We start from the raw sequence: 23,928 nt of genomic DNA on the forward strand, positions 1-23,928 counted from the left end.
GCTCGCGGCCTAGGCCGAGTACGTCGCTGTCGGTGCGGGCAAATACGTCGCTGTCCGGCGGTAGGCAGAGACACCACCGGGTGAGGGCGGCGCTGGTTTCTCTGGCGGACGCGCGGGCTCCCGCGTCCCGCCGTAGTGCGCTCCGTCCTGGCGTGCTCCAACGTCTGCCCAGGGCGGTACACGGCTGCGCCGATTGGGAGGCGGCGGCCGTAAATGGCCGCCGCACACGTCCTTGTCGGTGTCAGACGTCGACTGTGACCGTGTGTAAACCGGTGGGGCCCACGGGGAATGGTGGGCGGTCGACCCCGTCTTGGATCTGGCCCGAGCGGCTGATCGCACGCACTTGCAAGGTGTGGGCGCCCGCGGGCAACTTCAGGGTGGTGCGCCAGCGCCGCCACGCTGACGATGACAGTTCGGAGCCGAGTTCGACCGGCTGCCAATCCTCTTGGCCCACACGAATTTCCACTGCGTCGACGCCGTGCGGGGGAGCCCACGCGACACCCGCGACCGAGGTGGTCCCGGCGATCTCGCGCCCGGGCACGGTGCTGTCGATGCGCGCGTGCGGGTGCACCCGCAGCAGTTCGCGGGTCCAGCCGCGCTTCACCCAGTAGTCGGAGTGGCTGTCGTCGGTGAGTTCCAGCTCGGTGAGCCACTTCGCGCCGGTGTACTGACCGTAGAGCCCGGGGACGAACACGCGCGCCGGGAAACCGTGTGCGGGAGTGAGGGGTTCGCCGTTCATGCCGATTACCAGGTAGCCGGGCAGCTCGCCGGAACGCAATGCCTCCAGCGGCAGCGAAATCGTGTAACCGTCGACCGCGCGCGTCACCAGCCGGGTAGCGCCGGAGTCCGGAATGGCGTGCTTCAGCAGATCCGTCAGCGGCACCCCGAACCAGCGTGCGTTGGCCGCTCGCCCTTCACCGGCCCGGTTGTGCACGCACACCATCACCGCGTCGAATTCCACCGCGTCCGCGACCAATTCGTCCATCGACAGCCGAAGCGTGTGCGCCACCATGCCTTTGACGGACAACCGCCACCGGTTCGGATCGATCCGCGGTGCTCGCAGACTGATATCGGCGACATACATCTTGTGTGCGGGCGTCACCAGCGCCGACAGCCCCGCTTCGCCCTCCAGCCCGTCCTCGGGCACCGCACCGAGCGCCCCCATCGCCCCGAGCCGCCGAATCGCGTTGTCCTGCTTACGATCATGATCCTTCTGCAAGGTTTGCGCGGCCGCCAGCAGCCCGGCCCCCACCAGCGACCATCCCAAAGTGCCGAGCAGGCCGCGCGGCCGCTTGCGCAGCCCGGCCGCGAGCACCCCGGACGCGGCCACCGCACCGAGCACGGTCGAAGCCGATCGCGTGGGCTGCCGGGTAGCCAGCGCCCCTGCCGCGATCCCGGCCGCCGCGGCTGCCGGCACCCGGATCCGTTGCGGCAACGCACCGATCCCGGCGGTCGCCGCCACCACCCCGGCCCCGACACCGGTCCGGGTAGCGGCTTTGTCGTGCCTGCCCGAAATCACCACGGTCGCTTCCACCACGGGAATCGGCACCGTATCGATCAGCACCCGCCCGATGGTGTCGATCAGCGATCCGCCCCGCGCCGCGGCGACCGCTTCGCCCAGCCCCAATGCCGCTACGCCGACCGCGGCCGCCCCCAGGACCCCGCCCTTGTTCCGATCCTCATCCGTTCGCACTGCCCGAACACCTGCTTCCGCTGATCGACCTCGCATCGCTACCCCGCATTCTCCACCAATCCGGGCCCCGGCCAACCCCTTTCACCACTAGCGCAGGTAGGCGCGGGCCACCGTCCGGTGTAGTAGTCCGGCCACTGTCGTCACCGGGCGCTGATCAGCCGATCTGGCGTCTGCGACCGCCGCCAGCACCCCGTCGTCGACCATCCTGTGCACGGCTTCGGCAGGGACGCCGACGGCGGCGCAACGGGAGGCGAGCGCCTCGAGCGAACGCAAGGTGGAGTTACTGTCGTAGTCGACCGCCTCGACCAACGCCAATGCCAGGCCGAGCCGCGCCTGCAACAGCGCGTCATGGCGGGCGCATTCGTCATCTGCTGGTGGACGCACGCGCCTCCCTCCGTCACGGTCCCGCCTTCCTGAGGAACGACCTTATGAGGTCCGTTCGCTATGGGGAGCTCATTTGGTGAGGTGTCACAGCGAAATCCGCGCCCGGTGTTGGGTTGCACGGGGTTCTGCCGTTGCGCCGGATAGCCGGATCGTCCGCGCTAGCTTGGGCACTTCCGCTGCCCTGGGCTTGCGGGAAGGGAGTCACCGTGTCCGCTACCAGTTCTTATCCGTCGGATCTGACGATGTCCGGTCAACCTGTCACCTCGTCGCTGAAGGATGTCCGGACCGTGTCCAAGCGCATGGTCGGCCACTTCCTGGAAACCGTGGTGCCCTGCCGGACGCTGCCCGGTGAGGCGCTGAACGGCGATGTGACCGCCATTACCCGGGTCTGCCTGGAGCTCGCGGTGAGCATGCTCGACGGCTCCGACATCCCCGGCAAGACACAGCAATTGGCGCACACCGCCGCCGCCTGGGCCCGGGAGGGCATCCCGATCGACACCATCCATCACGCGGTACACGAGGGCTTCAAACTCGGTTTCGACCTCGTCCTGACGAACGCGACCGCCGAGGACTTCGACAGCCTGAAAATCCTCAGCCGCCGGCTCATGGAGGTGCTCGACACCATCACCTCCACGGTGGCTCGCGCCTACGTGCGGGAACTGCGGACGGTCGTCAGCGAGCATCACACCGCGGCGCACACGCTGACCTCGGCGCTGCTGAGTGGGCACGCGAACTCCACCATGGCTCGCGAATGCGGCATCGAAATCGCCGACGAATACCAGGTTTTCGCCTTGGCCCTGGGTACCCACCCCGACGAGAAGATCCCTGCTCTCGACCGCGAAGTCGTCAAGCGCCGCAAACTGCGCCGGGTGCAAGCCGCACTCGCCACCCGCTTCGGCCAGGCGGTGCTGTCGCTGCTCAGCATCGACGGCGGCACCGTGCTGCTGCCCTCGTCGCTGCTCACCGGCGCCGCCCTCGACGAACTCGTCGAGGACCTGGCCCGCGCCGCCCAAGCCCCGCTGACCGCCGCCGTCGTCCTCGCACCCGCCGCCGAGGTCCCCGAGGCCGCCGACCGCGCGCATCAGGTCCTGGACATGGTCTCCCGCCTGCAATGCCCGCCCAAGCTCTACCGCTTCGACGACCTGGCCTTGGAGTACCAGCTGACCCGTCCCGGTCCGGCCCTGGACTACCTGCATACGTTGCTCGACCCCCTCGAAGAACACCCCGACCTGCTCGAAACACTGCAGTGCCACATCGCGAACAACCTCAACCGCCAGCGCACCGCGCGCCTGATGCACGTGCACACCAACACCATCGACTACCGCCTCAAACGCATCAGCCAGCTGACCGGCTTGGACGCGACGCAGTCCGCGGGCCTGTGGTACCTGCGCTCGGCGATAGTGGCCCGCAGCTACCAGAACCAGCCCACCGGGCGAGCGGGTTGAGCCGCTCAGAAGTGCCCGAACAGCCACTGCCCGGGCGCATCGGCTCCGCGGCAGAACTCGCGCAGGCCCACGACGATCTCGTCGACATCGATGGTTCCGTTGTGATCGGTGTCCAGTAGCTCGAATTCGCGGTCCGCGATCTCTTTGGGCATGCGGCAGGCGGAGCACAGGGTATTGAATTCGCCGCGGCTCAGGACGCCGTCACCGTTGCTATCGATCAGTGCCAGAACGGATTCGGCGAGGGGGCGCAGGAGGTCGTCGAAGTCGGCGGCGGTGCGGCCGTGGATCCACTGGCGGTATTCCGCTGCGCTGATTCGGTTGTCGCCGTTGGTGTCCGCCGCGGACAGACCGCGCCACAGCCGAAGGTAGCCGTCCCGGACGGCGCGGGCGGTGGGAGTGCCGGGGGAGTGGCGCAGCGCCTGGATGAGGCGCAGGGCGAAGGCTTCGAAATCGTCGCGGCGCAGGTAGCCGTCGTTGGTGGCGTCCATGGCGTGGAAGCCGCGGTAGGCGGGTTCGGCGATCGCGTCCTCGGTGAGCTGGGTGCGCGCCCAGTCGACCGCGTCGTGGCGTTTATGGTCCAGCACCTGGGCGTGGTCGGCGTCGGCGCAGCGCACGTAGTGGACCGCTGAGCCGGAACCAGCCGAGGCGGTCGCGTAGCGGTCGACCAGAGCTTCCGGCACGATCAGGTCGAGGTCGGCGCCGGCGAGGAACATCGGGCGGTCCAGGCGCGCGGCCGGCACGGTCGCCGCCGTCAGCACGGTCTGCACGATCGGTTCGGCGGTGAGGTCGACGACGCCCGCGGCGGCGTTCGTCACGCCCGCGCAGGCCCGCATCATGTCGACGAAGGTCGCTTCCTTGGCGCGGTCGAGCAGGCCGCGGCCGGTGCCGGACAGCAGGGCGGCCGGGTCGAACGCCGGGTGACTGGTGGTCAAACCGGCCAGCAGGATCGGCACGATGGGACTCAGCTGTCCGGCCGGATCCCGGGTCAGCTGAGCGATCATGTCCGACAGGTAGACCGGCGGGCAGAGCGCGACCCCGCCACGAAAATCCAGCTCCGGGGCATATCCGGTGGCCATCAGCGCGACATGCAAGGCCGCGTGCCCGCCCTGGGAGAAGCCGACGACCATCCAGCGCGGACTGACCGGATGGTCGATGCCGCGCGCCGCACGCACCGCGTCCACCACATCGTCGGCCACTGCCTCACCGTTGAAATACGGATGCGGGCCGGGCGCGGACAAACCCTCGTAGTCGGTGGCGGCCACCACATTGCCCGCGGTGAGCCAGCCGTCGATGTGGTCGAGTTCCAGGCGCAGGAACCCGGTGCGCGAGGGCGCCGCCGCCGTCCCGAGCCCGGTGGTGCCGTGCGCGTAACCGATCACCGGCCACCCGTCCGAAGGTGGGCTGCCCGGTGGCACGAATACCGACGCGGTGACGATCTGTGGCCGACCGGAGTAGTCGGTGCCCCGATACGAGACCCGGTACGCGGCGGTCGCGCTGTCGGGCCACAGTTCTCGGGGCAGTTCGGTCCGGCGCAGAACGGTGCCGGGTGCTTGGGGACTCCTCATCGGCTGTCGATCCCTTCTGGGAAGACGGTGGCGGGCGGTTCCGGACGGGATTGGTCGGATTATTCAAGCCCGGCCACCGTCGCCATCGATGACACGCCGTCGTATATAGGGGGCTAAGCAAACCGCCAGCGAGTCGCGCCGTGCGGGCGGCGGTGGCGACGCCGACAGCCGTGTGGATGGTGCAGCGGTAGAGATGCCAGGGCGCCGGGCCCACACTCTGGGCGCTGTACGGTGCGGTGCCCGCGTCGCCGGAACGTTCTGCAGGCCAGCCACTTTCGCGATAGCGGGCAGTGAGTGCGTCGAGTTCGCCGGGGTTGGATGCCGGTACAGATAGTGCGGCCGAGCGGAATTCATCGGTGACGGCGGCGAGCGGCGCGCCGAGTCATGCCACCTGTCGGCAATATCGGCGAACGCATGGCAATCTTCCCTGTGCTCCAGACGGAGCCAGTCCAGCAGGAGGGGTGTGTGTATGGCGAAAATGGGTAGGCGGAAGCGCTCGAGGCTCATCACGGCGGGTCTCCTGGCTCCGGACAAGGTGCATACGAAGACGGTTTCGGCACCGCCCGCCGGAGCGTCGACGAAGAAGCAGCAAGCCGCGACCGAGCCGGCGGCGACCGGTGCCAAGGTCGCCCAGCCCGCGACCAAGGCCGCTCAGCCCGCTGGCAAGGGCGCCCAGCCCGCTGGCAAGGCCGCCCAGCCCGCTGCGAAGGCTCCGGAACCCGTTACGGGTGCACCGGAACGCCTCGACGTCGAAGCCCTCGCCGAGCAGGTGAAGACCCGCCGCCGCGAAAAGGGTTGGACGCAAGCCGATGTCGCCCGCAACGGCGGCCCCTCGGCCGGCACCATCAGCCAGATCGAACGCTGCCTGAGCGAGGAGCCCGCCGCGGACACGCTGGCCAAGCTCGACGCCGCCCTGGAGTGGCCGGAGAATACCTGCGAGGCGATCCTGCGCGGCGAAATGGCCGGCGCCCGCTCATAACCCGGTTCGTCCGCCCCTGGCGAGGCTATTGGTCAGGGGCGGAACACGCGGCGGCACAGCCGGACAGGGCCTCCGGTATCAGTCCTCGACCTCCAGCGCCTGCCGAATCGTCAAGCGCCCCTGGGTCTGCATAAGGCCGCGGCGGTAGATCTTTTCCGCGATCAGGACGATCCCGTAGGTAGCGGCGGCCATCAGGGCGAGCGCGATGAACGGTTCCCACCAGGCGGCGGTGCCGGCGGCCAGGCGGCCGGGCATGCCGACAATGGAGACGATCGGCACATAAGAGGCGATCGTCAATGCGGTGCCGGACAGGAAGATCCCGGCGAACAGCACGAGCATGATGAACATCGAGACCGGCATGGCGGTGGATTGCAGGTCCTCGGCGCGGGTCGACAGCGCGCCCGCGACTGCCCAGAGGCTGGCCAGGGCGAGGAAGCCGACCAGGAAGAAGACGATGAACCAGCCTGCGGCGCTGCCGATCTGGGTGATCTGATCACCCTTGCCGATGGCCGACAGGCCGATCAATCCGGCGGTGACGAACAGCGCGAGCTGCGCGAAGGCCATGATGGCGTTGCCGACGACCTTGCCGATCAGCAACTGCCGCAATGGAATAGCGCTCGCCAGGATCTCCACGATCCGGTTCTGCTTCTCCTCCAGCACGCTCTGCGCGATGGTCATGCCGAACATGGTCGAGGCCATGTAGAACAGGAACGCGAAAACGAACGACACGATCTTCGCCAGGCCGGGATCGATGCCGGTGGGGTCGATCAGGTCGTAGCCGACGGTCGCGCCGCGGGTGAGGTCGGTCATCGATGTGCCGGCCGCTGCGGCGTTGCGCTGCAAGGCGATCTGCTGTGCGGCCGCGGTGAGATAGGTCTTCGCTTCGCTGTTCTCGGCGGCGCGGCCGATCAGCCGCCAGCCGGAATCATCCGGCACCAGGCCGACATCCGCGTCGTCGTCGCGCACCTGCTGTTCGACGGCGGCGACATCGGGTTCGGAGTGCGCGGTGAACTCGATCTTCTTGTCCTTGGCCAGGGTGTTGGCGATCTCGATGACCTGGCCCGTGCCCTCGCCGCTGATCGCGACCTCGAGCTTCTCGGTGCGGTTGTTCATGAATCCACTGATGGCCAGGGTCGCCACAATCACCACGATGGTGATGATCGTGGACACCAGGAAGTTCCGGTCGCGCAGCTTCACGACGATCTCGCGCTGCGCCACTATGCGCCATAGTCCGCCGGTGGCAGGTTCCTTGGCGCTCATGCCGTCACCTCTCGATAAATCTCGGAAACCGTCGGCCGTACTGCGGCGAGTTCGCGCACCGAGCCCCGTCGCAGCGCCTCGGCGAGCAGGTCGTCGGTGCTGACACCGTCGAGCTCCAGCAGGATGCCCTGCCCGTTCGTCTCGATGACGCGCACGCCCCCGAAACCGTTGAGCCACCCCGGATCTCCGCCGAACACCAGCCGGTGCCGGGTGTGCCCACCGGCGCGCAGTTCATCGGCGGACCCCGCCCCGACCACCTTGCCGCGGGACAGGATCACCAGCTGATCGCACAGCCGCTCCACCAAATCCAGCTGATGCGAGGAGAACAGCACCGGCACCCCGCGAGAGGTGTACTCCCGCAACAGTTCCGCCATCGAGTCGACCGCGAGCGGGTCGAGCCCGGAGAACGGTTCGTCGAGGATCAGTGCCTTCGGTTCGGCGATCACCGCCGCCGCGATCTGCACCCGCTGTTGATTGCCCAGTGAGAGCGACTCCAGCTTGTCCTTGCCGCGGTCGCCGAGCTGGAAACGATCCAGCAACTCCCCGCCGCGATCCCGGGCGGCGGCCGCGGAAAGTCCGCGTAACCGCGCCAAATACACGAGTTGATCGAGCACGGGCTGCTTGGGATAGAGCCCGCGCTCCTCGGGCATGTACCCGAACGACCGGCGGTCCGCGGTCGTCACCGGCCGCCCGTCCCAGTGCACCGCGCCGCCGTGAATGGCCAGCACACCCATGATCATGCGCATGGTGGTGGTCTTGCCCGCACCGTTGCCGCCGACGAATCCGGTCAGCGCGCCGGCGGGGACCGTGAAGGTGACACCGTCGACGGCGACGTTGTCCCCGAACCGCCGCACCAAATCAACGACCTCGAGCATCGAACCCCCTTAACTGGTGGTGGCTTCAACCCTACCGATGGTGATCGCGCGTGTATCCGCGAAAAAATAGTTTGCTCAGCTAACGGTCAGTCCGTACCGTCGCTTCGGCTTTGTCCAACGCAATGACCAAGGAGAGTCAGTCATGCAAGCCGTCACCGAACGCGACATCAGGGCGTCGTTCGTCAACTGTTCCAAAGGCGACGCCAAACGCCTGCCCGTCCCGAAGAACCTGGACGCCCCACCCTGGGACGATCTGGACTTCTTCGGCTGGAGCGACCCGTCCTATCCGGGCCGCTGCTACCTGGTCTTCCCGCAGGACGACCGCCTCGTCGGCATCGCGATGCGCTATGAGACCGGCGGATCCGGCCGGGCCCAGATGTGCTCGATCTGCAAGACCACGCACACCGGCAGCGGCGTCTCGCTGCTGACGGCCGCCAAGGCCGGCGACTCCGGGCGCAAGGGCAACACGATCGGCACCTACATGTGCACCGATCTGGCCTGTTCGCTCTACGCGCGCAACAAGAAGAGCCCCGGTGCGGGTCGCCGCTACCGCGAGGACCTCTCCGACGAGGCGAAGATCGAGCGGGTCCGGGTGAACCTGACCGCGTTCATCTCCAGGCTGTACGCGTAGTCCCACCTGAATCTGAAAACCGATAAGAAACGGAGGTAGATGCGATGCGCCGACATTCAGCGCCGCGTTCCAGATCGATAGCCGAGCATCCCGAGTTCCGTGATCCCGCACCGGAACTCGGGGTGCACCGCATTCCTCGCCGGTCGAGACGGCCCGGCACCGCCCGGACCGTGTCATCCGGCGAGGAATGTCTGTGAGTCGACGTAACGATTCGGCCGACATTCGGTGTTGGCGCGCTTCGATTCCCGGCAGACTGGGAACTCCTGGGCAACCACCTCAGGGTGTGTAAGGAGGCCGAGATGAAAGAGTTCCACTGCGGCGACTGCTGGCGCCGCGACAACCTGACCTTCAAGCAGCGACTCGATCCCGCCTACGTCCGCCGCGGCTACCTGCAACTGTGCGACGAGCACCGGGCCAGCCAGGAAGAGCTGCGCCCGTGGGCGCGGTACACCCCGACCTCGGAGCTGCCCAAGACAGCGTGACGCCACGGCGATTCGGTCCGGTACCCGCGAGGGTGCCGGACCGAATCGCATGGATCATCGGAGCGGCTGTGCGCGGGAAAGGATTTCGTCGACGGTCTGCTCGACGGTCAGGTCCGTGGTGTCCAGCCACAGGCCGAGGCGGGGCGTGTTCTCGCGTAATCCCGTGTCGAGGTCTTCGACGGTGAACGCGCCGTAGGCGGACTTGCCCCGGCCCGCTTCGCGTGCGGCGACCGCGGCCGGTTGCGGCGTCAGCACCACGACATACAGTGGGCGCGTTCGGATTTGCTCGATGGTCCACGGGAGCATTTCGCCGAAGATGTTGTCCTGCAAGACCGCGGTGAAACCGGCGTCGGCGTATCCGTCGGCGGTGTGCGCGGCCAGCCGGTGCCGCAGGCGCAGCTGATCGAGGGCTTCCGGCGCCGGGTGGGGACTCATTTCGACTCGGCCGCCGACGACGAACCGGCGGAAGGCGTCGCCGCGCACATGCGCCGACCTCGGCAGCCGCTCCGCCAATGCCTGTGCGACCGTGGACTTTCCGGACGCCTGGATACCGGTGATCAGATAAACCGCGGCTGCCATCAGACCATGATCGCAGGTCAGCGCAGCGCGTCGGCGGCCGCCGCGGCGATGGCGGCGGCGACGCTGCTCAGGGCGGCGGAGTCCAGGCGCCACTGCTGCCAGTACAGCGGCTGATCAATGACGGCCTCCCCGTCGATGGACAGCAGCCGGCCGGTGGCGCGGTCCTGTTCGGTTTGCAGGTCGGGCAGCATGCCCCAGCCGAGGCCGAGCCGGACCGCCGCGCCGAACCCGGCCGAGGATGGCACGTAGTGCCGCGGCGGGTCGACGGGTTTCTTTGTGCGACGCCGGATTTGACGATCCTGCAAGTCGTCCTTGCGGTCGAACATCACCACGGGGGCGTGCGCGTAGCCCCTGGCCCCGGCACCGAACCAGGTCCGCAGGAATTCCGGAGTGGCCATCGCCCGGTAGCGCATATTGCCCAGCTTGGTCACCTTGCAGCCCTGCACCGGCTGGGCGGTCGTGGTGATTGCCGCCATCACGGTGCCGTCGCGCAGCAACTCGGTGGTGTGGTCCTCGTCCTCGCGGTGGATGTCGAAGCTGATCCCCGGCGGGACCTTGCTCAGCGCGGGCATCACCCAGGTCTCCAGCGAATCGGCGTTCACGGCGATCGGCACCGGAACCAGGCGGTCGGCGGGTTGCTCGGGATCTCCGAGTTCGCGCGCGGTGTCTCCGGCCAGCAGGGCGATCTGCCGGGCCAGGCGCAGCACCGCCATCCCGGATTCGGTGGGACGCACCGGTTTCGTGCGCTGCACCAGGATGCGGCCCGCCGCGTCCTCCAGCGCCTTGATGCGCTGGCTGATCGCCGAGGGGGTGATGAGCAGGCGGCGGGCGGCGGCCTCGAAGGTGCCCTCGGTGATCGCGGCGTCGAGCGCGCGGAGCTGATCCAGCTGCAGGTCCATTAAGAAATCGTAATGATGCTTGAAAATCTTTAGCTGGTCTGGGGGTGGTTGTCGCCATACCGTGAATTACTGTGACGGTTTCATCCGCGGCCACCGCCGCCATCTCAGGCCTGGGCTTCGGCCTCTCGTTGATCGTGGCGATCGGCGCGCAGAACGCTTTCGTGCTGCGCCAAGGGGTGCGCGGACAGCACATCTTCCCGGTGATCGCGGTCTGCGCGATCTCGGACGCGGTGCTGATCGCCGCGGGTGTCGGTGGCTTCGGCGTGCTGGTCGAGTCGATGCCCGGCCTGTTGACGGTGGTGCGCTACCTCGGCGCGGCCTTCTTGTTCGGCTACGCCTTCCTGGCCGCCAAGCGGGTCTTCGCCTCCGAGGCGCTGATCCTGGAGACCGCGGGCGCCTCCATGGCGCTGGGCGCCACCGTCCTCACCTGCCTGGCGCTGACCTGGTTGAACCCGCACGTCTACCTGGACACCCTGGTACTACTGGGCTCGTTCGCCAACACCTACGCCTCGCCCGACAAATGGTTCCTGGGCGCGGGCGCGATGCTGGCCAGCGTCGTCTGGTTCACCGCACTCGGCTACGGCGCGCGGCGCCTCGGCCCCTTCTTTGCCCGCCCCGCCGCCTGGCGTGTCCTCGACTCGGCGATCGCGGTGATCATGCTGGTCCTGGCCGTGGGCCTGATCGTCTCGGCCTGATGACACTCCAGCCTGCGCCGACTCTCCGGCTGGTCGCTCACCGCGAAGCTCTCGCCACCCGCCACGGCACATCTCTCCAAGATCAACAGGCACTGGTGGCGGCATCGCGCGAGTGGCACCGCCCGTAAGTCCTGGTGATCTTGATCGCGGGTCGGCGTGCCGCCCGGGATTGCTCGAAGCTGTCCCGGTTACCGTGGCCGGGTGATTCTGCTCATCATCGGAATGGTGTTGCTCGGTTTCTTCGCGTTGCGATTCCGGGGGGATCGGCGGCGGCTGGGTAATGGGGTCTTCTTGTTGCTCGGGCTGATCTGCGTCGGGGTGGGGCTGGCGGGGGACGACCAGGACAGCGCTGTGGGGTTGCTGGCACTCTTGCTGATCGTGCTTTCGCCGCTGCTCGTGCTGGCGCTGGCGGGTCTGCTGATCATCAACGGGGTGCAGTTGGTGCGGCGGGAAGGGTTGCGGGTCCCGAACCTGCTGTCGTTCGGGCTCGGTGTCGCGTTGCTCGTGCCGTACGCGTTGTTCTTCGTGGCGCTGGCGACGGAGAACCTGTGGTTCGTGTTCGCGGTCGCCTCGGTGCTGACGGCCGCCAGCTATATCGGCTTCCTGCTGGTCGCCTTCCTGCTGTACTCGTTCGTCTACGGCCGGACCGCTTACCAGCCGGGCATGGCGGCGATCGTGGTGCACGGCTCAGGACTGATCGGGGACCAGGTGCCGCCGTTGCTGGCGAGCCGGCTGGATCGGGCGCTGCAGGTGTATCGCGCCGAAGTCGCCGCCGGTCGGCAGCCGCTGCTGGTGACCAGCGGCGGCAAGGGCTCCGACGAAGCCGTGTCGGAAGCCGCGGCCATGGCACGTTATCTGGTCGAGCGGGGCCTGCCCGCCGAAGCGCTCCTGCTGGAGGACCGTTCGACCACCACCCGCGAGAACCTGCGGTACACAAGGGAATTGCTGGATGCCCGCGGCGTAACCGGCCCGATGGTGCTGGTCACCAGTAACTTTCACATCCTGCGCACGGCGATCCTGGCTCGCCGCCTCGGCTTCGACGCCGAAGTGGTGGGCTCTCCGACCGCGTTCTACTACTTGCCGAGCGCGGCGCTGCGCGAATTCGCCGGTGTCGTGTTCGAGAACAAGTGGGCGCACGCCGCGGCCTGCCTGGCGTGCGCCGCGCTACCCGCGTCGCTGCTGCTGATCGTAAAGCTGATGCCGAGCTAGAACGTCTTGTGCGGGATTCCGACCGTGAGCCCGCCGTCGATGATGAACTCGGCTCCGGTGGAGTAGGAGGACTCGTCACTTGCCAGATAGGTGATCAGCGCCGAGACCTCGGACGGGTCGGCTGCTCGCTTCATCGGGATCTGCAGGAAGTCGGCGGGGATGCCCTCGGTCATCGGGGTGCTGATCAGGCCGGGATGCACCGAGTTGACCCGAATGTTGTCCTGCGCCAACTCGAGTGCCGTCGACTTGGTGAGCCCGCGCACCGCGAACTTGGTTGCCGTGTACCCGTGCAGGCCGGGGCTGCCGCGCATGCCTTCGACGGAGGAGATGTTGATGATGGATCCGCCGCCGGCGGTGCGCATCGCCGGTACGGCGGCCTGGATGCCGAGGAAGGTGCCGGTCAGGTTGATGTCGAGTATGCGCTGCCACTCCGACAACTCGAAGTCGACGATCAGGTTGCCGTTGGCGATGCCCGCATTGTTGACCAGCACATTCAGTGACCCGAACCGCTGGGTCGCCTCGGCGACGGCGGCCTGCCACTGCTCGGGCTCGCGCACATCGAGGGGAACGTAGGCGGCGTTGTCGCCGAGTTCCTTTGCCAGTGCGGCGCCTTCGTCGTCGAGGATGTCACCGAGCACCACCCGCGCGTCCTCGGCCACCATGGCCCGGGCGTGGGCGGCGCCCATGCCTCGCGAGCCACCGCTGATCAATGCCACCTTGCCGGTCAACCGACCCATGCGGGCTACCTCCGTCTGTCGCAACCGATTCGGTGAGACACGTTACAGAAGCTTTGTGTAAATCCGCGGAGATCGGTTACCGCTCACCGGGACAGGCTGCACTGAGGGCCACCGCGCCCCGTCATCAGCTGTGGCATCATCGAGTAGAACGCGTTCTAGGAGGCCAACGATGGACCCCGATCGAAATGCCGCCGCCGTGCCGATGCGAAAGTTCGGCAAAACCGGTGTCCCCGATATCGCCGAGGTTCCCGGCGGACAGCTGATGGAGCTGCCGGGGCGTGGCCGCACCTACGTGGTCGATATCCCGGGGCCCGCGGGCGCACCCACTCTGTTCCTGCTGCACGGCACCGCGTCCACGGCGTACCTCACCTGGTTCCCGGCGCTCCAACTGCTCGCGCAGAAGTTCCGGGTGGTCCTGTTCGATCAGCGCTGGCACGGCCGCGGCATCCAATCGGAGCGGTTCACGGTGGAGGACTGCGCCGATGACGTGATCGCGGTGGCCGACGCGCTCGGCGTCTCCGATCCGCTCTGCGTCGGCTACTCCCTCGGCGGTGTCGTGGCTCAGCTTGCCGCACACCGGCATCCGGACCGGGTGCGCGGACTCGTCCTGTGCGCCACGCCCTATCGGTTCCAGGAGAAGTGGCGCGAGCGCGCCTTCCATGCGGCCTGGGGTGCGTTCGCCGGCGCGGTCGGCCCGTACTCGCTGCGGCGCGCACAGCAACTCCTGGGACGCTTGCCGGAAGTGCCGGAACACACGTGGGCCCGTGGCGGCATGCAGCGCTGGGCGATGACCGAGCTGCGTAGCACCAGCGGCTGGGCGATCGCACAGGTCATCGCGGCGGTCGGCCGATTCGACAGCAGCGCATGGCTTTCCGAGATCGACGTGCCCACCGCGGTGGTGATCACCACCAAGGACAAGGCGATTCCGGTCTACCGGCAGCTGGAGATGGCGACGATGATCCCCGGCGCCACAATCCATCTGGTGAAGGCCGGGCACACGGCGTGCGCGTTCGCGGCCGACAAGTTCGTGCCGGTGCTGCTGGAGGCTTGCGAGGCGGTGGCCGCCAGGTCGGCGCAGAAGTCACACGCGGCGAATCAGTAGGCGGCGCTGTCCGGCGGCACTGGCGAACAGAGCGGTCGGTCAGCCCAATGCCCGTGCCGCACCGAGCAATTCGTCGATCACGCCGGGGACGGCATCGGCGAGTGCCGCGATATCGGGTACGAGTTCCTTACAGGCGATGAACCCGAAGTCGAGGTCGCCGTTGTTGGACAGCACGGTAATGGTGAGTCCCGCGCCGTGGAAGACCGGCCCGAACGGATACATGCCGTCCACCTTGATACCGAGAAAGTACAGCGGCATCGGCGGCCCGGGCACGTTGGACACCACCAGGTTGTGCACCACCGGATGGTGCTCGGCCAGCTTCAGCGACGAGTACACCCGCGCGGCCAGCTGAAAAGTGTTGGGCGGAGCGTACTTCGACCAGTCCTGCAGGAAGTCCGCACCGACCAGATCGTGCTCGTCCTTGGCGCTCTGATTGGCCTCGGCCACCTTGCGCAGCCGCTGCACCGGATCCGCGATATCGGTCCCGAGCTCGGAGAACAGTGACGACACCTTGTTGATGCCCGCGGTGTGCCGGGACTGCTCGTGCACGGAGACCGGTACCGAGGCGATCAGCGAACGGTCCGGCAGCTCACCGCGTTTGTCCAGGTAGGCGCGCAGGATTCCGCCGACGACGGTGAGCACCACGTCGTTGACCTTCACCCCGAACGCGGCCTTGATCTCCTTGATCGCAGCCAGATCCGTCTCGGTGAAGGCGACCGAACGGTGCGGCGTGATCGCCATATTGAACGGGGTGCGCGGCGCGGTCAGCGGTAAAGCCATGCCCGCCTCGTTGTTTCGCCGGCGCTGCGCGAAACCGGCCAGCATGCCGAGGGTTTTCGGCACCATGCCGACCATGCCCGCCTTGCCGGGGAACCGGACGACGGCTTCGGCCAGCAGCCTCAGGTCGTTGGGCGACGACTCGACCCGGCGCTCCTCGACGGCCTCAGCCCGGTTCTGCCCCGGTTCCATGTCGCACAGGTGCATCATCATGTTCGTGCCGGTGATGCCGTCGACCGCGGCGTGGTGGTACTTCGAGATCACCGCGACCTTGCCGTCATCGAGGCCCTCGACCACTGTCATCTCCCACAGCGGGCGGTCGCGATCCATGGGGCGACTGGCGATGTCGCCGATCAGTTCGGCGAGCTCACGGCGGCCGCCGGAACCGGGGATGCCGATCCGGCGCACGTGATAGTCCAGGTCGAAGTTGGGATCCTCGGCCCAGACGGGGTGGTCGAGGTTGAACGGCACCTCGTGGATCCGCCGTCGCATCTGCGGGATCAGGGGTAGTCGGCGGCCGAGTTCGGCCTTGAGTTCTTCGAATGAGTAGCCGCCTGTCGCGGGGTCCAGGATCAGCAGCGCACACACGTGCAGGTGCTGGGTTCCGGTCTCGAGATACAGGAAGCTGGCATCCAATCCGGTTAGTCGCTCCATAGCCGAAGCCTACTGAAACGTGTTCTATTTCTTCGGCGCTTGGCGGCGAGATCAGTCCCAGGCTGGCGGGAAATGTCAAGGTCATGAACGCTATTTCGCGCTGCGGTCGCGACGGTCGACCATGTGTTCGGATGGCCTGCTGCCGGGGTGACTGTGGTCGGCACTATGTGTGTTACTCGCAGTCCTACATATGTGTATGATCGGGACCACAGCCTTGAACGGGAGAGGTGCGCAGCGTTGCGGCAGGGTCCGGGCCGTCGCGTGGATCGTCAGGATCGAAGGAGTATCGATGAAGCTACTTCGCTGGTGGGAACGGCGACCGGAGACCGATCCGGGTGAGGTTGCCCTGCATGCCCGCAATGTGCAGTTCGACTGGGCCGACACACCGTTGCACTGGATGCCCGCCGAACCCATTGCCTCACACCTGATCAATGCGCTGAACCTGTTGCTGCCCGAGGGCGAGCGCATGTTCTGCCAGGCGTATGCCGAGGCGCTGCCTTTCGTCAAGGACGAGAAGTTGCGCGAGGCCATGCTCGGCTTCATCGGCCAGGAATCGATGCACGCCGAGACGCACGACAAGGTGCTGCACGAGGTGCTCGCCGCCAACGGCATCGATCCGGAACCGTATGTGCGCCAAGCCGAATACCTGTTCCGCAAGACTCTCGGCCCGCGCGAGGGTGACGATGTCGCCCAGCGTCAGGTGCTGGTGGAGCGGCTCGCGTTCATCGCCTGCCTGGAGCATTTCTTCGCCTACCTGGGCGACTGGATCCTCAACGCCGACCTGGAGAAGTTCGGCGCCGAACCGCGCATGGCGGACCTGTTCCGCTGGCACGGCGCCGAAGAGGTCGAACACCGGCATGTCGCCCATGACGTGGCGCTCTACTTCGGGGCGGGCTATGTGCGGCGCGCGGCGCTCATGACACTGACGTTCCCCATCTTCCTCACCCTGGTGGTGCGCGGCACCAAATTCATGGTGCATCAGGATCCGGAGCTGCCCGACTACGGTTACCCACGCCTGCTCACCAAGGTGTTCGGTTCCATGTGGCGCGGTGCGCTGCCCGGCGTGCCCTCGTTGCTGATCAGCGCGCTCTCGACCTTCAAGCCCGGCTACAACCCCGGCTCGGTCGGGTCGACCGCGCAGGCCGTCGCCTACCTCGCGAAATCTCCTGCGGCACAGGCTGTCGCGTCGTGACGCTGCGACCTGTCCCGGCGCAGTTGCCCGCGGACCTGTTCGGCAAGCCCAGCCAGGACCGCGCGATCAAGGTCCTCGACGTGGTCGCCTCGACGCGGTTCCGCTGGACCACGATCGTCAATCGCAAGGATCTGGCCCCGCGCGCCGACGACCACCGGCTGGCGCTGGTGGTGACCGAACGCCGGATCGAAGCACACGATCAAGACGTGGTCAGCCTGCTGCTGCAGGCCCCGGACCAGCGCGAGCTGCCGCCGTGGCGGCCCGGCGCGCACCTGGATCTGGAGTTGCCCTCGGGTCGGTTGCGGCAGTACTCGCTGTGCGGTGACCCGGCCGACTCCCGGACCTATCGGGTCGCGGTGCGTCGCATCCCCGACGGCGGCGGCGGTTCCAACGAGGTGCACGACGAGCTGCCCGTCGGCAGCAGGCTCGTGGTGCGCGGGCCGCGCAACGCCTTTCCGTTCGCCGTCCCCGGCCACGGATCGCCGGCCACCCGTTTGCATTTCGTCGCCGGCGGTATCGGGATCACGCCGATCCTGCCGATGGTGCGGCTGGCCGTGCGCCTCGGGCTGGACTGGTCGATGGTGTACACCGGCCGCAGCCGCGACACCATCCCGTTTCTCGACGAGATCGCGAGCTTCGGCGACCGGGTCACCGTGCGCACCGATGACGAGCACGGCCTGCCGGACGCGTCCGCGCTGCTGCCCGGAATCAGCACCGGCACCGCCGTTTACTGCTGCGGACCGGTCCCCATGATCACCACGATCGCCGCCGCCGTCCGCGAAATGTCCGGGGTGGAACTGCATTCCGAGCGCTTCTCGCCGCCGCCGATCGTGAACGGGAAGTCGTTCGAAATCGAATTCGCCTCCACCGGAGAGGTTGTCGAGGTGCCCGCGGACAAATCCGCGCTCGACGCCATCCTGGCGCAGCGCCCGGATCGCCCGTACTCGTGCCGCCAAGGCTTCTGCCGCACCTGCAAGGTTCGGGTGCTGGCGGGCGAACCGGAGCATCGCGAGACCGTGCTCACCCCCGCCGAACACGACGCCGGAGCCATGCTGATCTGCGTATCACGCTGTGCCGGTGGCCGTTTGGTGCTCGATCTCTGACCACGAAATTAGGAGAACTGTCGATGACGACGACCGATATCGACTCGATCGCGACGGAACGGATCGTCCGCAGCGGCGAATTCGAGCTCGCTGTATACGAATACGGCGACCCGGCCGCCGAAACCATCGTGCTGGTGCACGGCTGGCCCGATACTCACCACCTGTGGGACTCCGTGGTTCCGTTGCTGGCCGGGCGTTTCCACGTGGTCGCCTATGACACCCGCGGGCACGGCCAGTCCACCCGCACCCAGCGCACCGCCGACTACCGACTGGACGCGCTGGCCGCCGACTTCTACGCCGTCGCCGACGCGGTCAGCCCGGACCGTCCGGTGCACGTGCTCGCGCACGACTGGGGTTCGGTGCAGGTCTGGGAGGCGGTCTGCGAACCACAGGCCAAGGCCCGCGTCGCCTCGTTCACCTCGGTGTCCGGCCCGAACCTCGATCACATCGGAAAGTGGATGCGGGACCGGCTGTCCCGGCCCACCCCGCGCAATGTGTGGCAGCCGTTCACGCAGCTGATGTCCTCGGCGTACACGTTCTTCTTCATGACCCCGGGCCTGCCGCGGGCCGCGTTCGGCCTGCTCGGGACCGAGGAGCGGTGGCAGCGGGTGGTGTCACTGATGAACGAGACCGCGCCGTCGAATGTGAAGCTGGGCCCGACCTTCCGGCGCGACAGCGTGGACGGTCTGCTCATCTACCGCGCCAACATCGTGCAGCGCATGCTCTCGCCGCGCGAACGCCACACCGAGGTGCCGGTGCAGCTGATCGTCGCCGGCCGCGACGTCGCGGTGCGCCCCGCCGGATACGACGACGAGCGCAAGTGGACCCAGCGACTATGGCGTCGCGACGTACCCGCCGGGCACTGGATGCCGTTCTCGCATCCCGAACTGCTGGCCACCGCGACCACGGAGCTGATCGACAGCCTCAGCGGCGGATCGGTGCCGCGCGGGTTGCGCCGGGCCGAAATCGGGCGCACCAGAAAGCCGTTCGAGGATCAGCTGCTGGTGATCACCGGCGGTGGTAGCGGTATCGGGCGCGAGACCGCGCTGGCGTTCGCTCGCCGCGGCGCCGAAATCGTGCTGTCGGACATCAATTTGGACGCCGCGAAGGAGACTGCCGAGCTGATCGCCGCCGACGGTGGTGTGGCGCATGCCTATCAGCTCGACGTCGCCGACGAGGCCGCCGTGCAGGCGCACGCGCAAGAGGTCATCGCCGCGCACGGCGTGCCCGACATCCTGATCAACAACGCGGGCATCGGGCAGGCGGGTGCATTCTTCGACACCCCGTCGGCGGAATTCGACCGGGTCATGCGGATCAACCTCGGCGGAGTCGTGAACGGCTGCCGGGCATTCGGCGCCGCGATGGCCGAGCGCGGGCTGGGCGGGCACATCGTGAACCTGTCCAGCATGGCGGCTTACAGCCCGCAGCAGGGCTTCAGCGCGTACTCCACCAGCAAGTCGGCGGTCTACATGTTCTCCGACTGCCTGCGCGCCGAACTGAGCGGGCGCGGTGTCTCCGTGCACACCGTCTGCCCCGGCATCGTGCACACCAATATCGTTGCCAGCACCAAGTTCTCGGGTGTCAGCGCCGACGAGGAGAAGCGCAAGCAGGAGCAGTACGACAAGCTCTACAAGGCGCGCCGCTACACCCCGGACCGGGTGGCCGAGCAGATCGTGCGGGCCGTGCAGAACAACCGCGACATCGTGCCGGTCACCCCGGAAGCGCGACTGCAGTTGCAGTTCAATCGGTTCGCGCCCGCGGTGGTGCGATTCTTCGCCGCCCGGGTCAAGCTCACCTAGGACTTCGCCGGCCGGGCGAGTTCGGCCTCGATGGCCGCGACTCGCCCGGCGCCGACACCCCAGGGATGCTCGACTCCCACCGTGGCGTCCAGATCCCAGAGCACACAGGTCTCCTCCGGCTGGGCCACCATCGACCAGGCCACCACCGTGCGTCCCAGCTGTTCTGTCATCGAGCCGTGCGAAATACCCTGCGGCGCAGGCTTTACCGCGAAATTGTCGCCGTCGGGAAAGTGATGCAGGAACCGCCCGTAGGCGGCATCGCAGAACGCCGCGTACCGCTGCGTGCACAGGATCAGCCCATGCCATGCCTCGTCCACCGCGTGCGAGGGCATCCCGATCACCTGATCGTCGCGCATCGCCGCCCCGCAGCACCGCAGCCACTGCCGCAGACCGGTCTCCACCAGTTCGCGCGGCTGCCACGGGCAGGTCTTGAAGACCGCCTCCGGCAGTTCGAGCGCCGCGACGGCCCGGTCGACCTCACGCAGATCGACACGGCGGGAGCGGTTTCGGTAACGCAGAATCACCACGATTCACTGTAAGCGGTTTTGGGAATACTCTGGGGAGCAAGGATCGACAGGTTGGGGAGGCCGTCATGGATCGCAGTCTCGAATGGTCCGAGGCCGTTAGCATTCGGTCATGACTGTTCTCGTGCTGCTGATCGCGCTGCTCGTCGTCATCATGCTCGTCGGCTTTATCGCCGCGTTGATCGTGGCCATCGTCCAGTCCTCGAACAGGGCCCGTCGGCGACCGCCGTACCCGCGCCGCTCTCCGTGGGCGGCGGGCGGGGGCGACTCGGGCGGTGGCGGATCGGGCTGCTCGGGCGGCAGCAGCGGCTGTTCCGGCGGGAGCGGCAGCAGCTGCTCAGGAGGCAGTAGCAGCAGTTGCTCGGGCGGGAGCAGTAGCAGCTGCGGTGGCGGGGGCAGCAGCAGTAGCTGTGGTGGGGGTTCCTGAACAAATAACGAACGGCGCTGTGCCGAGGGGAGATCGGTAGCGCCGTAGAACCGGGGACCCCCGCTCGCACCCGTCAGATCTGGCCGGCGGCCGCCAGACCGTTGAACACCGTCTCCGCGGTCTCATAGAGCGCCAGCATCGAGAGCTCGGCCGGGCCCGCGGTGATCGGATCCTCCATGGCGATACCCGAGGCCAGACTGGTGCCACGGATGCCCTGGAACAGGATGTAGGTGGTCTGGTGCTGACCGATCACCAGGTCGGCGGCGCTGCCCACGAAGTAGAGGTGGAAGAACTCCGCCAGTTTCGCGCCGTAGAGCGTGCGCAGTTCGTCGGTGATGCGGCTGGTGGTGCCGATCAGGGAGTCGCCGATGGCGAAGAAGTCGCGGGTGTTGGCGACCGTGGTGTGAGTCTCGGCGATCGCGGCGGGGAAGTCGATGAGCAGGTGCGCGTCGAGGCCGGTGCCGGCCACGCGGCCCGCCGAGATGGCCGGATCGCCGGCCATGTCGTAGTAGCGCTGCCACTGCGGGGTGACCGGGCCGCCGGTCAGGTGGCCGTGCAGGTTCTCCAGGTAGCGGTGGAAGAACGCGGCGCTGACATTGCGGGCCCAGGTCGGGTCGTCGAAGTCGCCGGCGTCCAGGAGCGGGTTCGCGTCGCGCAGGATGTTGCGGTAGAAGACCGCGAAGATGCCGGCCCGGTCGTGGTGGCCGATGAAGATCTCCGTGATGCGCTCCATGCGCTGTTCGCCGTCGTGCAGGTCACGCAGGGTGGACGGGTCGGAGAGCTGGATCAGCTCCGCCTGCTCGGCGCCGGTCAGCGGGGTGACGTCGGTCACGGCAGCGGGGGCGGCGAGGGCGCTGGCGGCGGCGCCGAGGGATGCGGTGGTTACCGCGGCGACCGCGGTCAGGGCAATGGCAAAGCGGGAGAGCTTACGCAAGAGTTCACTCCAAGAAGGTATGCAGAATGTTTGCTAGAAGTATGCCGGACTATCGACATGCAACGGAAACCTGTTAGCAACCAGGCATTAATCAGTGTTCAGCGTCACTGTTGGCGCCATTTGTTCGATTGCTTAGAATTTGCTTAACGAAAATTCAGAAGCGTGAACTGAATCCCGCATTTCGCTGCGAGCGGACATTGGGTCCGGCATTTGACCTCAACCATCGTTCAGGTTGAAGAGTGGGTGCTGTCCAAGACGCAAGACGTGGCAGGAGAAGACGATGCGGGTAGTGCAGGCAGCGGAATTCGGCGGGCCCGAGGTGCTCGAGGTGCGTGAGGCGCCGGAACCGGTACCCGGCCCCGGCGAAGTGCTCGTCGAGGTGGCCGCGGCCGACGTGATGTTCCTCGACACCCGGCTCCGAAGTGGTTGGGGCAAGGAGTATTTCAAAGTCGAGCCGCCGTACGTACCCGGTGGGGCGATCGCCGGAGTGGTCTCCGCGGTCGGGCCCGGCGTCGACGAGTCCTGGCTCGGCAAGCGCGTCGGCACCCGCACCGTCGCGAGCGGCATCGGCGGCGGGCTCCCCATCGGTGGCTACGCCGAAAAGGCTTTGGCCGAAGCGGAAGCCCTGGTGGAGGTGCCGGAAAAGGTGACGTTGAACCAGGCCGTAGCGCTGACTCACGACGGCCGGACCTCGCTCGCGGTCTTGGACCGGGTCGCTTTGCGGCCGGGGGAGTGGGTGCTGATCACCGCGGCCGGTGGCGGCCTGGGCACGCTGCTGACCCAATTCGCCCGCGCCGCAGGCGCGCACGTCGTCGCCGCGGCCCGCGGACGCACCAAACTGGAGCTGGCCACCCGCCTCGGTGCCGATGCCGTCGTGGACTACTCCGAACCGGACTGGGTCGACAAGGCGCGAGCCGCGACCGGCGGAGCGGGTGTCAACGCCGTATTGGACGGTGCGGGAGGCGAATTGGGCGCAGCAGCTGCCGATGCACTGGTTCAGAACGGCCGGTTCCTCGGATACGGTTCCGCCGCAGGCGATTTCCCGGATCTCGACCGGGACGCATTGGCCGAGCGGGGTGTCGAAGTGATCGGTCTGTTCGACATGACCGGGCCGGACACCGACTGGCAGGCGCTGGCCGAACGCGCGCTCACCGCAGTGGCCGACGGCGACGTGGAAGTCGTTATCGGACAAACATTTCCGCTGGATCAGGCAGCCGACGCGCACGCTGCCATTGCCGGCCGCACGGCCGTGGGCCGCACGCTGCTGACCATCTGATGTGATCCGTGTTTCACACTCTGCAGGCACCCTGGTTGAACGCTAGGGTGCCTGCGTGCAAACACTGATCGTCGTGGGGGTCGTCGTCGGCGTCCTCGTACTCGTCTTCGCAGTTGTCCAGTTCGCCAGCAGGCCTCCGAAGGTCCGAAGCTATTGGGACAGTAAGGAACCCGTGAACAGCAGGGACTGGGTCGACGACGAGTGAACCTCAGCTCACCGGCGTGAGCACAACCACGGCAATAGCCCGCTTCGTCATCTTCTGATAATCGCTGTACCGACCCCGATTGACTTTGTCGACTACCGCCCACCGTCGTGCGTAGTCGGCATCTTCGGGATACGTCGCCCGCGCCACCACCGGCACCCGCTTCCGCCCCACCTGAATCTCACACTCCCCCTTGGCTTTCACATTCGCCAACCACCCCGGTGGCCGCGGCGACCCACCATTGGACGCCGTCACCAGATAGTCACCCCCATCCCGCCCATACGTCAGCGCCGAAGTCCGCACCTGCCCCGTCTTCCGCCCGGTGGTCCGCAACAGCAACGTCGGATTCCCGAACAACAGCCGATGCCCCACCACCCCACCACTGTTCTCATAAACCCACTGATGCACCTTCAGCACATTCGCGAACAGATTCGCCATCCCGACCTCCACCTCGGCTCCGGTCTACGCCCCCACCCTAACGGCGCGCCCACCACCAAGTGGTGCT

24 protein-coding genes are annotated in these 23,928 nt (G+C 67.3%); 12 read left to right on the forward strand and 12 right to left on the reverse strand.

Features of this window, described 5'->3' with window-relative positions:
- Nucleotides 1-241 precede the first annotated feature (241 nt).
- Complete coding sequence (locus tag IBX22_RS38395; protein WP_194819172.1) at nt 242-1,693, reverse strand: molybdopterin-dependent oxidoreductase; 1,452 nt, start codon at nt 1,691-1,693, stop codon at nt 242-244.
- 87 nt (nt 1,694-1,780) lie between these two features.
- Nucleotides 1,781-2,077, reverse strand: coding sequence for a hypothetical protein (locus IBX22_RS30300; RefSeq protein WP_194819173.1), 297 nt, complete (start codon nt 2,075-2,077; stop codon nt 1,781-1,783).
- Nucleotides 2,078-2,283: 206 nt separating this feature from the next.
- On the opposite strand from IBX22_RS30300, the gene IBX22_RS30305 reads away from it, so the two are divergent.
- Nucleotides 2,284-3,522: a PucR family transcriptional regulator gene (locus IBX22_RS30305; protein WP_375540295.1), complete on the forward strand. Its 1,239-nt coding sequence runs from the start codon at nt 2,284-2,286 to the stop codon at nt 3,520-3,522.
- Nucleotides 3,523-3,527: 5 nt separating this feature from the next.
- Here IBX22_RS30305 and IBX22_RS30310 read toward each other — a convergent pair whose 3' ends face one another.
- Nucleotides 3,528-5,087 carry a lipase family protein gene (locus IBX22_RS30310; protein WP_194819174.1) on the reverse strand — a complete coding sequence of 520 codons (1,560 nt, stop codon included), beginning with the start codon at nt 5,085-5,087 and terminating at the stop codon, nt 3,528-3,530.
- A gap of 469 nt (nt 5,088-5,556) precedes the next feature.
- Here IBX22_RS30310 and IBX22_RS30315 point away from each other — a divergent pair, with 469 nt between their 5' ends.
- The gene (locus IBX22_RS30315; protein WP_194819175.1) at nt 5,557-6,066 is read left to right on the forward strand and encodes a helix-turn-helix domain-containing protein; all 510 of its coding nucleotides are present in this window, start codon (nt 5,557-5,559) and stop codon (nt 6,064-6,066) included.
- Between the two features lie 78 nt (nt 6,067-6,144).
- Here IBX22_RS30315 and IBX22_RS30320 read toward each other — a convergent pair whose 3' ends face one another.
- Together IBX22_RS30320 and IBX22_RS30325 are read right to left on the reverse strand one after the other, a co-directional pair.
- The gene (locus IBX22_RS30320) at nt 6,145-7,326 is read right to left on the reverse strand and encodes an ABC transporter permease (RefSeq protein WP_194819176.1); all 1,182 of its coding nucleotides are present in this window, start codon (nt 7,324-7,326) and stop codon (nt 6,145-6,147) included.
- Nucleotides 7,323-8,201: an ABC transporter ATP-binding protein gene (locus tag IBX22_RS30325; RefSeq protein ID WP_194819177.1), complete on the reverse strand. Its 879-nt coding sequence runs from the start codon at nt 8,199-8,201 to the stop codon at nt 7,323-7,325. The genes IBX22_RS30320 and IBX22_RS30325 overlap by 4 nt, the downstream gene beginning before the upstream one ends.
- 142 nt (nt 8,202-8,343) lie before the next feature.
- Between IBX22_RS30325 and IBX22_RS30330 the strand changes: the two genes are divergently transcribed.
- Together IBX22_RS30330 and IBX22_RS30335 are read left to right on the forward strand one after the other, a co-directional pair.
- Complete coding sequence (locus IBX22_RS30330; RefSeq protein WP_194819178.1) at nt 8,344-8,832, forward strand: FBP domain-containing protein; 489 nt, start codon at nt 8,344-8,346, stop codon at nt 8,830-8,832.
- A gap of 299 nt (nt 8,833-9,131) precedes the next feature.
- Nucleotides 9,132-9,314: a hypothetical protein gene (locus tag IBX22_RS30335; RefSeq protein ID WP_194819179.1), complete on the forward strand. Its 183-nt coding sequence runs from the start codon at nt 9,132-9,134 to the stop codon at nt 9,312-9,314.
- 54 nt (nt 9,315-9,368) lie between these two features.
- Here IBX22_RS30335 and IBX22_RS30340 read toward each other — a convergent pair whose 3' ends face one another.
- Nucleotides 9,369-9,893 carry an AAA family ATPase gene (locus tag IBX22_RS30340; protein WP_194819180.1) on the reverse strand — a complete coding sequence of 175 codons (525 nt, stop codon included), beginning with the start codon at nt 9,891-9,893 and terminating at the stop codon, nt 9,369-9,371.
- 17 nt (nt 9,894-9,910) lie between these two features.
- The gene (locus IBX22_RS30345) at nt 9,911-10,792 is read right to left on the reverse strand and encodes a LysR family transcriptional regulator ArgP (protein WP_194819181.1); all 882 of its coding nucleotides are present in this window, start codon (nt 10,790-10,792) and stop codon (nt 9,911-9,913) included.
- Nucleotides 10,793-10,863: 71 nt separating this feature from the next.
- Here IBX22_RS30345 and IBX22_RS30350 point away from each other — a divergent pair, with 71 nt between their 5' ends.
- Complete coding sequence (locus IBX22_RS30350; protein WP_309234851.1) at nt 10,864-11,487, forward strand: LysE/ArgO family amino acid transporter; 624 nt, start codon at nt 10,864-10,866, stop codon at nt 11,485-11,487.
- 201 nt (nt 11,488-11,688) lie between these two features.
- Nucleotides 11,689-12,696, forward strand: a complete 1,008-nt coding sequence (locus tag IBX22_RS30355; protein WP_194819182.1) for a YdcF family protein — start codon at nt 11,689-11,691, stop codon at nt 12,694-12,696.
- Here IBX22_RS30355 and IBX22_RS30360 read toward each other — a convergent pair.
- Nucleotides 12,693-13,433 (reverse strand): glucose 1-dehydrogenase, encoded by a 741-nt coding sequence (locus tag IBX22_RS30360; RefSeq protein ID WP_194819183.1) that lies wholly within the window; start codon nt 13,431-13,433, stop codon nt 12,693-12,695. The genes IBX22_RS30355 and IBX22_RS30360 overlap by 4 nt on opposite strands.
- A 169-nt stretch (nt 13,434-13,602) precedes the next feature.
- Between IBX22_RS30360 and IBX22_RS30365 the strand changes: the two genes are divergently transcribed.
- The gene (locus IBX22_RS30365) at nt 13,603-14,535 is read left to right on the forward strand and encodes an alpha/beta fold hydrolase (protein WP_194819184.1); all 933 of its coding nucleotides are present in this window, start codon (nt 13,603-13,605) and stop codon (nt 14,533-14,535) included.
- 39 nt (nt 14,536-14,574) lie between these two features.
- Here IBX22_RS30365 and IBX22_RS30370 read toward each other — a convergent pair whose 3' ends face one another.
- Nucleotides 14,575-15,966: a wax ester/triacylglycerol synthase family O-acyltransferase gene (locus IBX22_RS30370; RefSeq protein WP_194819185.1), complete on the reverse strand. Its 1,392-nt coding sequence runs from the start codon at nt 15,964-15,966 to the stop codon at nt 14,575-14,577.
- A gap of 289 nt (nt 15,967-16,255) precedes the next feature.
- On the opposite strand from IBX22_RS30370, the gene IBX22_RS30375 reads away from it, so the two are divergent.
- The 3 genes from IBX22_RS30375 to IBX22_RS30385 are packed head-to-tail and all read left to right on the forward strand — an operon-like array spanning nt 16,256 to nt 20,060.
- A complete protein-coding gene (locus IBX22_RS30375; RefSeq protein WP_194819186.1) occupies nt 16,256-17,158 on the forward strand; it encodes a metal-dependent hydrolase in 903 nt (300 codons plus the stop codon).
- On the forward strand, nt 17,155-18,261 hold the full coding sequence (locus IBX22_RS30380; protein ID WP_194819187.1) for a PDR/VanB family oxidoreductase: 1,107 nt from the start codon (nt 17,155-17,157) through the stop codon (nt 18,259-18,261). The genes IBX22_RS30375 and IBX22_RS30380 overlap by 4 nt, the downstream gene beginning before the upstream one ends.
- Nucleotides 18,262-18,284: 23 nt before the next feature.
- A complete protein-coding gene (locus IBX22_RS30385; RefSeq protein ID WP_194819188.1) occupies nt 18,285-20,060 on the forward strand; it encodes an SDR family oxidoreductase in 1,776 nt (591 codons plus the stop codon).
- On the opposite strand, the gene IBX22_RS30390 is transcribed toward IBX22_RS30385, so the two are convergent.
- Complete coding sequence (locus tag IBX22_RS30390; protein ID WP_375540296.1) at nt 20,057-20,584, reverse strand: hypothetical protein; 528 nt, start codon at nt 20,582-20,584, stop codon at nt 20,057-20,059. The genes IBX22_RS30385 and IBX22_RS30390 overlap by 4 nt on opposite strands.
- A 500-nt stretch (nt 20,585-21,084) precedes the next feature.
- Entirely contained in the window at nt 21,085-21,945 is an 861-nt protein-coding gene (locus IBX22_RS30395; RefSeq protein WP_194819190.1) for a DUF5995 family protein, read from the reverse strand.
- A gap of 280 nt (nt 21,946-22,225) precedes the next feature.
- Between IBX22_RS30395 and IBX22_RS30400 the strand changes: the two genes are divergently transcribed.
- Nucleotides 22,226-23,221 (forward strand): zinc-binding dehydrogenase, encoded by a 996-nt coding sequence (locus tag IBX22_RS30400; RefSeq protein WP_194819191.1) that lies wholly within the window; start codon nt 22,226-22,228, stop codon nt 23,219-23,221.
- Nucleotides 23,222-23,276: 55 nt separating this feature from the next.
- Complete coding sequence (locus IBX22_RS30405; protein WP_194819192.1) at nt 23,277-23,426, forward strand: hypothetical protein; 150 nt, start codon at nt 23,277-23,279, stop codon at nt 23,424-23,426.
- 3 nt (nt 23,427-23,429) lie between these two features.
- On the opposite strand, the gene IBX22_RS30410 is transcribed toward IBX22_RS30405, so the two are convergent.
- The gene (locus IBX22_RS30410; RefSeq protein ID WP_194819193.1) at nt 23,430-23,861 is read right to left on the reverse strand and encodes a nitroreductase family deazaflavin-dependent oxidoreductase; all 432 of its coding nucleotides are present in this window, start codon (nt 23,859-23,861) and stop codon (nt 23,430-23,432) included.
- Between the last annotated feature and the right edge of the window lie 67 nt (nt 23,862-23,928).

Source organism: Nocardia sp. XZ_19_385 (assembly GCF_015355755.1).
In the GTDB taxonomy this organism is placed as follows: Bacteria; Actinomycetota; Actinomycetes; order Mycobacteriales; family Mycobacteriaceae; genus Nocardia.

What these genes read in the sequence shown, in the direction of transcription:
- IBX22_RS30310 (WP_194819174.1), bottom strand. Translation starts at nt 5,087, where the DNA reads ATGAGGAGTCCCCAAGCACCCGGCACCGTTCTGCGCCGGACCGAACTG.
- IBX22_RS30315 (WP_194819175.1), top strand. Translation starts at nt 5,557, where the DNA reads ATGGCGAAAATGGGTAGGCGGAAGCGCTCGAGGCTCATCACGGCGGGT.
- IBX22_RS30320 (WP_194819176.1), bottom strand. Translation starts at nt 7,326, where the DNA reads ATGAGCGCCAAGGAACCTGCCACCGGCGGACTATGGCGCATAGTGGCG.
- IBX22_RS30325 (WP_194819177.1), bottom strand. Translation starts at nt 8,201, where the DNA reads ATGCTCGAGGTCGTTGATTTGGTGCGGCGGTTCGGGGACAACGTCGCC.
- IBX22_RS30330 (WP_194819178.1), top strand. Translation starts at nt 8,344, where the DNA reads ATGCAAGCCGTCACCGAACGCGACATCAGGGCGTCGTTCGTCAACTGT.
- IBX22_RS30335 (WP_194819179.1), top strand. Translation starts at nt 9,132, where the DNA reads ATGAAAGAGTTCCACTGCGGCGACTGCTGGCGCCGCGACAACCTGACC.
- IBX22_RS30340 (WP_194819180.1), bottom strand. Translation starts at nt 9,893, where the DNA reads ATGGCAGCCGCGGTTTATCTGATCACCGGTATCCAGGCGTCCGGAAAG.
- IBX22_RS30345 (WP_194819181.1), bottom strand. Translation starts at nt 10,792, where the DNA reads ATGGACCTGCAGCTGGATCAGCTCCGCGCGCTCGACGCCGCGATCACC.
- IBX22_RS30360 (WP_194819183.1), bottom strand. Translation starts at nt 13,433, where the DNA reads ATGGGTCGGTTGACCGGCAAGGTGGCATTGATCAGCGGTGGCTCGCGA.
- IBX22_RS30365 (WP_194819184.1), top strand. Translation starts at nt 13,603, where the DNA reads ATGGACCCCGATCGAAATGCCGCCGCCGTGCCGATGCGAAAGTTCGGC.
- IBX22_RS30370 (WP_194819185.1), bottom strand. Translation starts at nt 15,966, where the DNA reads ATGGAGCGACTAACCGGATTGGATGCCAGCTTCCTGTATCTCGAGACC.
- IBX22_RS30375 (WP_194819186.1), top strand. Translation starts at nt 16,256, where the DNA reads ATGAAGCTACTTCGCTGGTGGGAACGGCGACCGGAGACCGATCCGGGT.
- IBX22_RS30385 (WP_194819188.1), top strand. Translation starts at nt 18,285, where the DNA reads ATGACGACGACCGATATCGACTCGATCGCGACGGAACGGATCGTCCGC.
- IBX22_RS30400 (WP_194819191.1), top strand. Translation starts at nt 22,226, where the DNA reads ATGCGGGTAGTGCAGGCAGCGGAATTCGGCGGGCCCGAGGTGCTCGAG.
- IBX22_RS30410 (WP_194819193.1), bottom strand. Translation starts at nt 23,861, where the DNA reads ATGGCGAATCTGTTCGCGAATGTGCTGAAGGTGCATCAGTGGGTTTAT.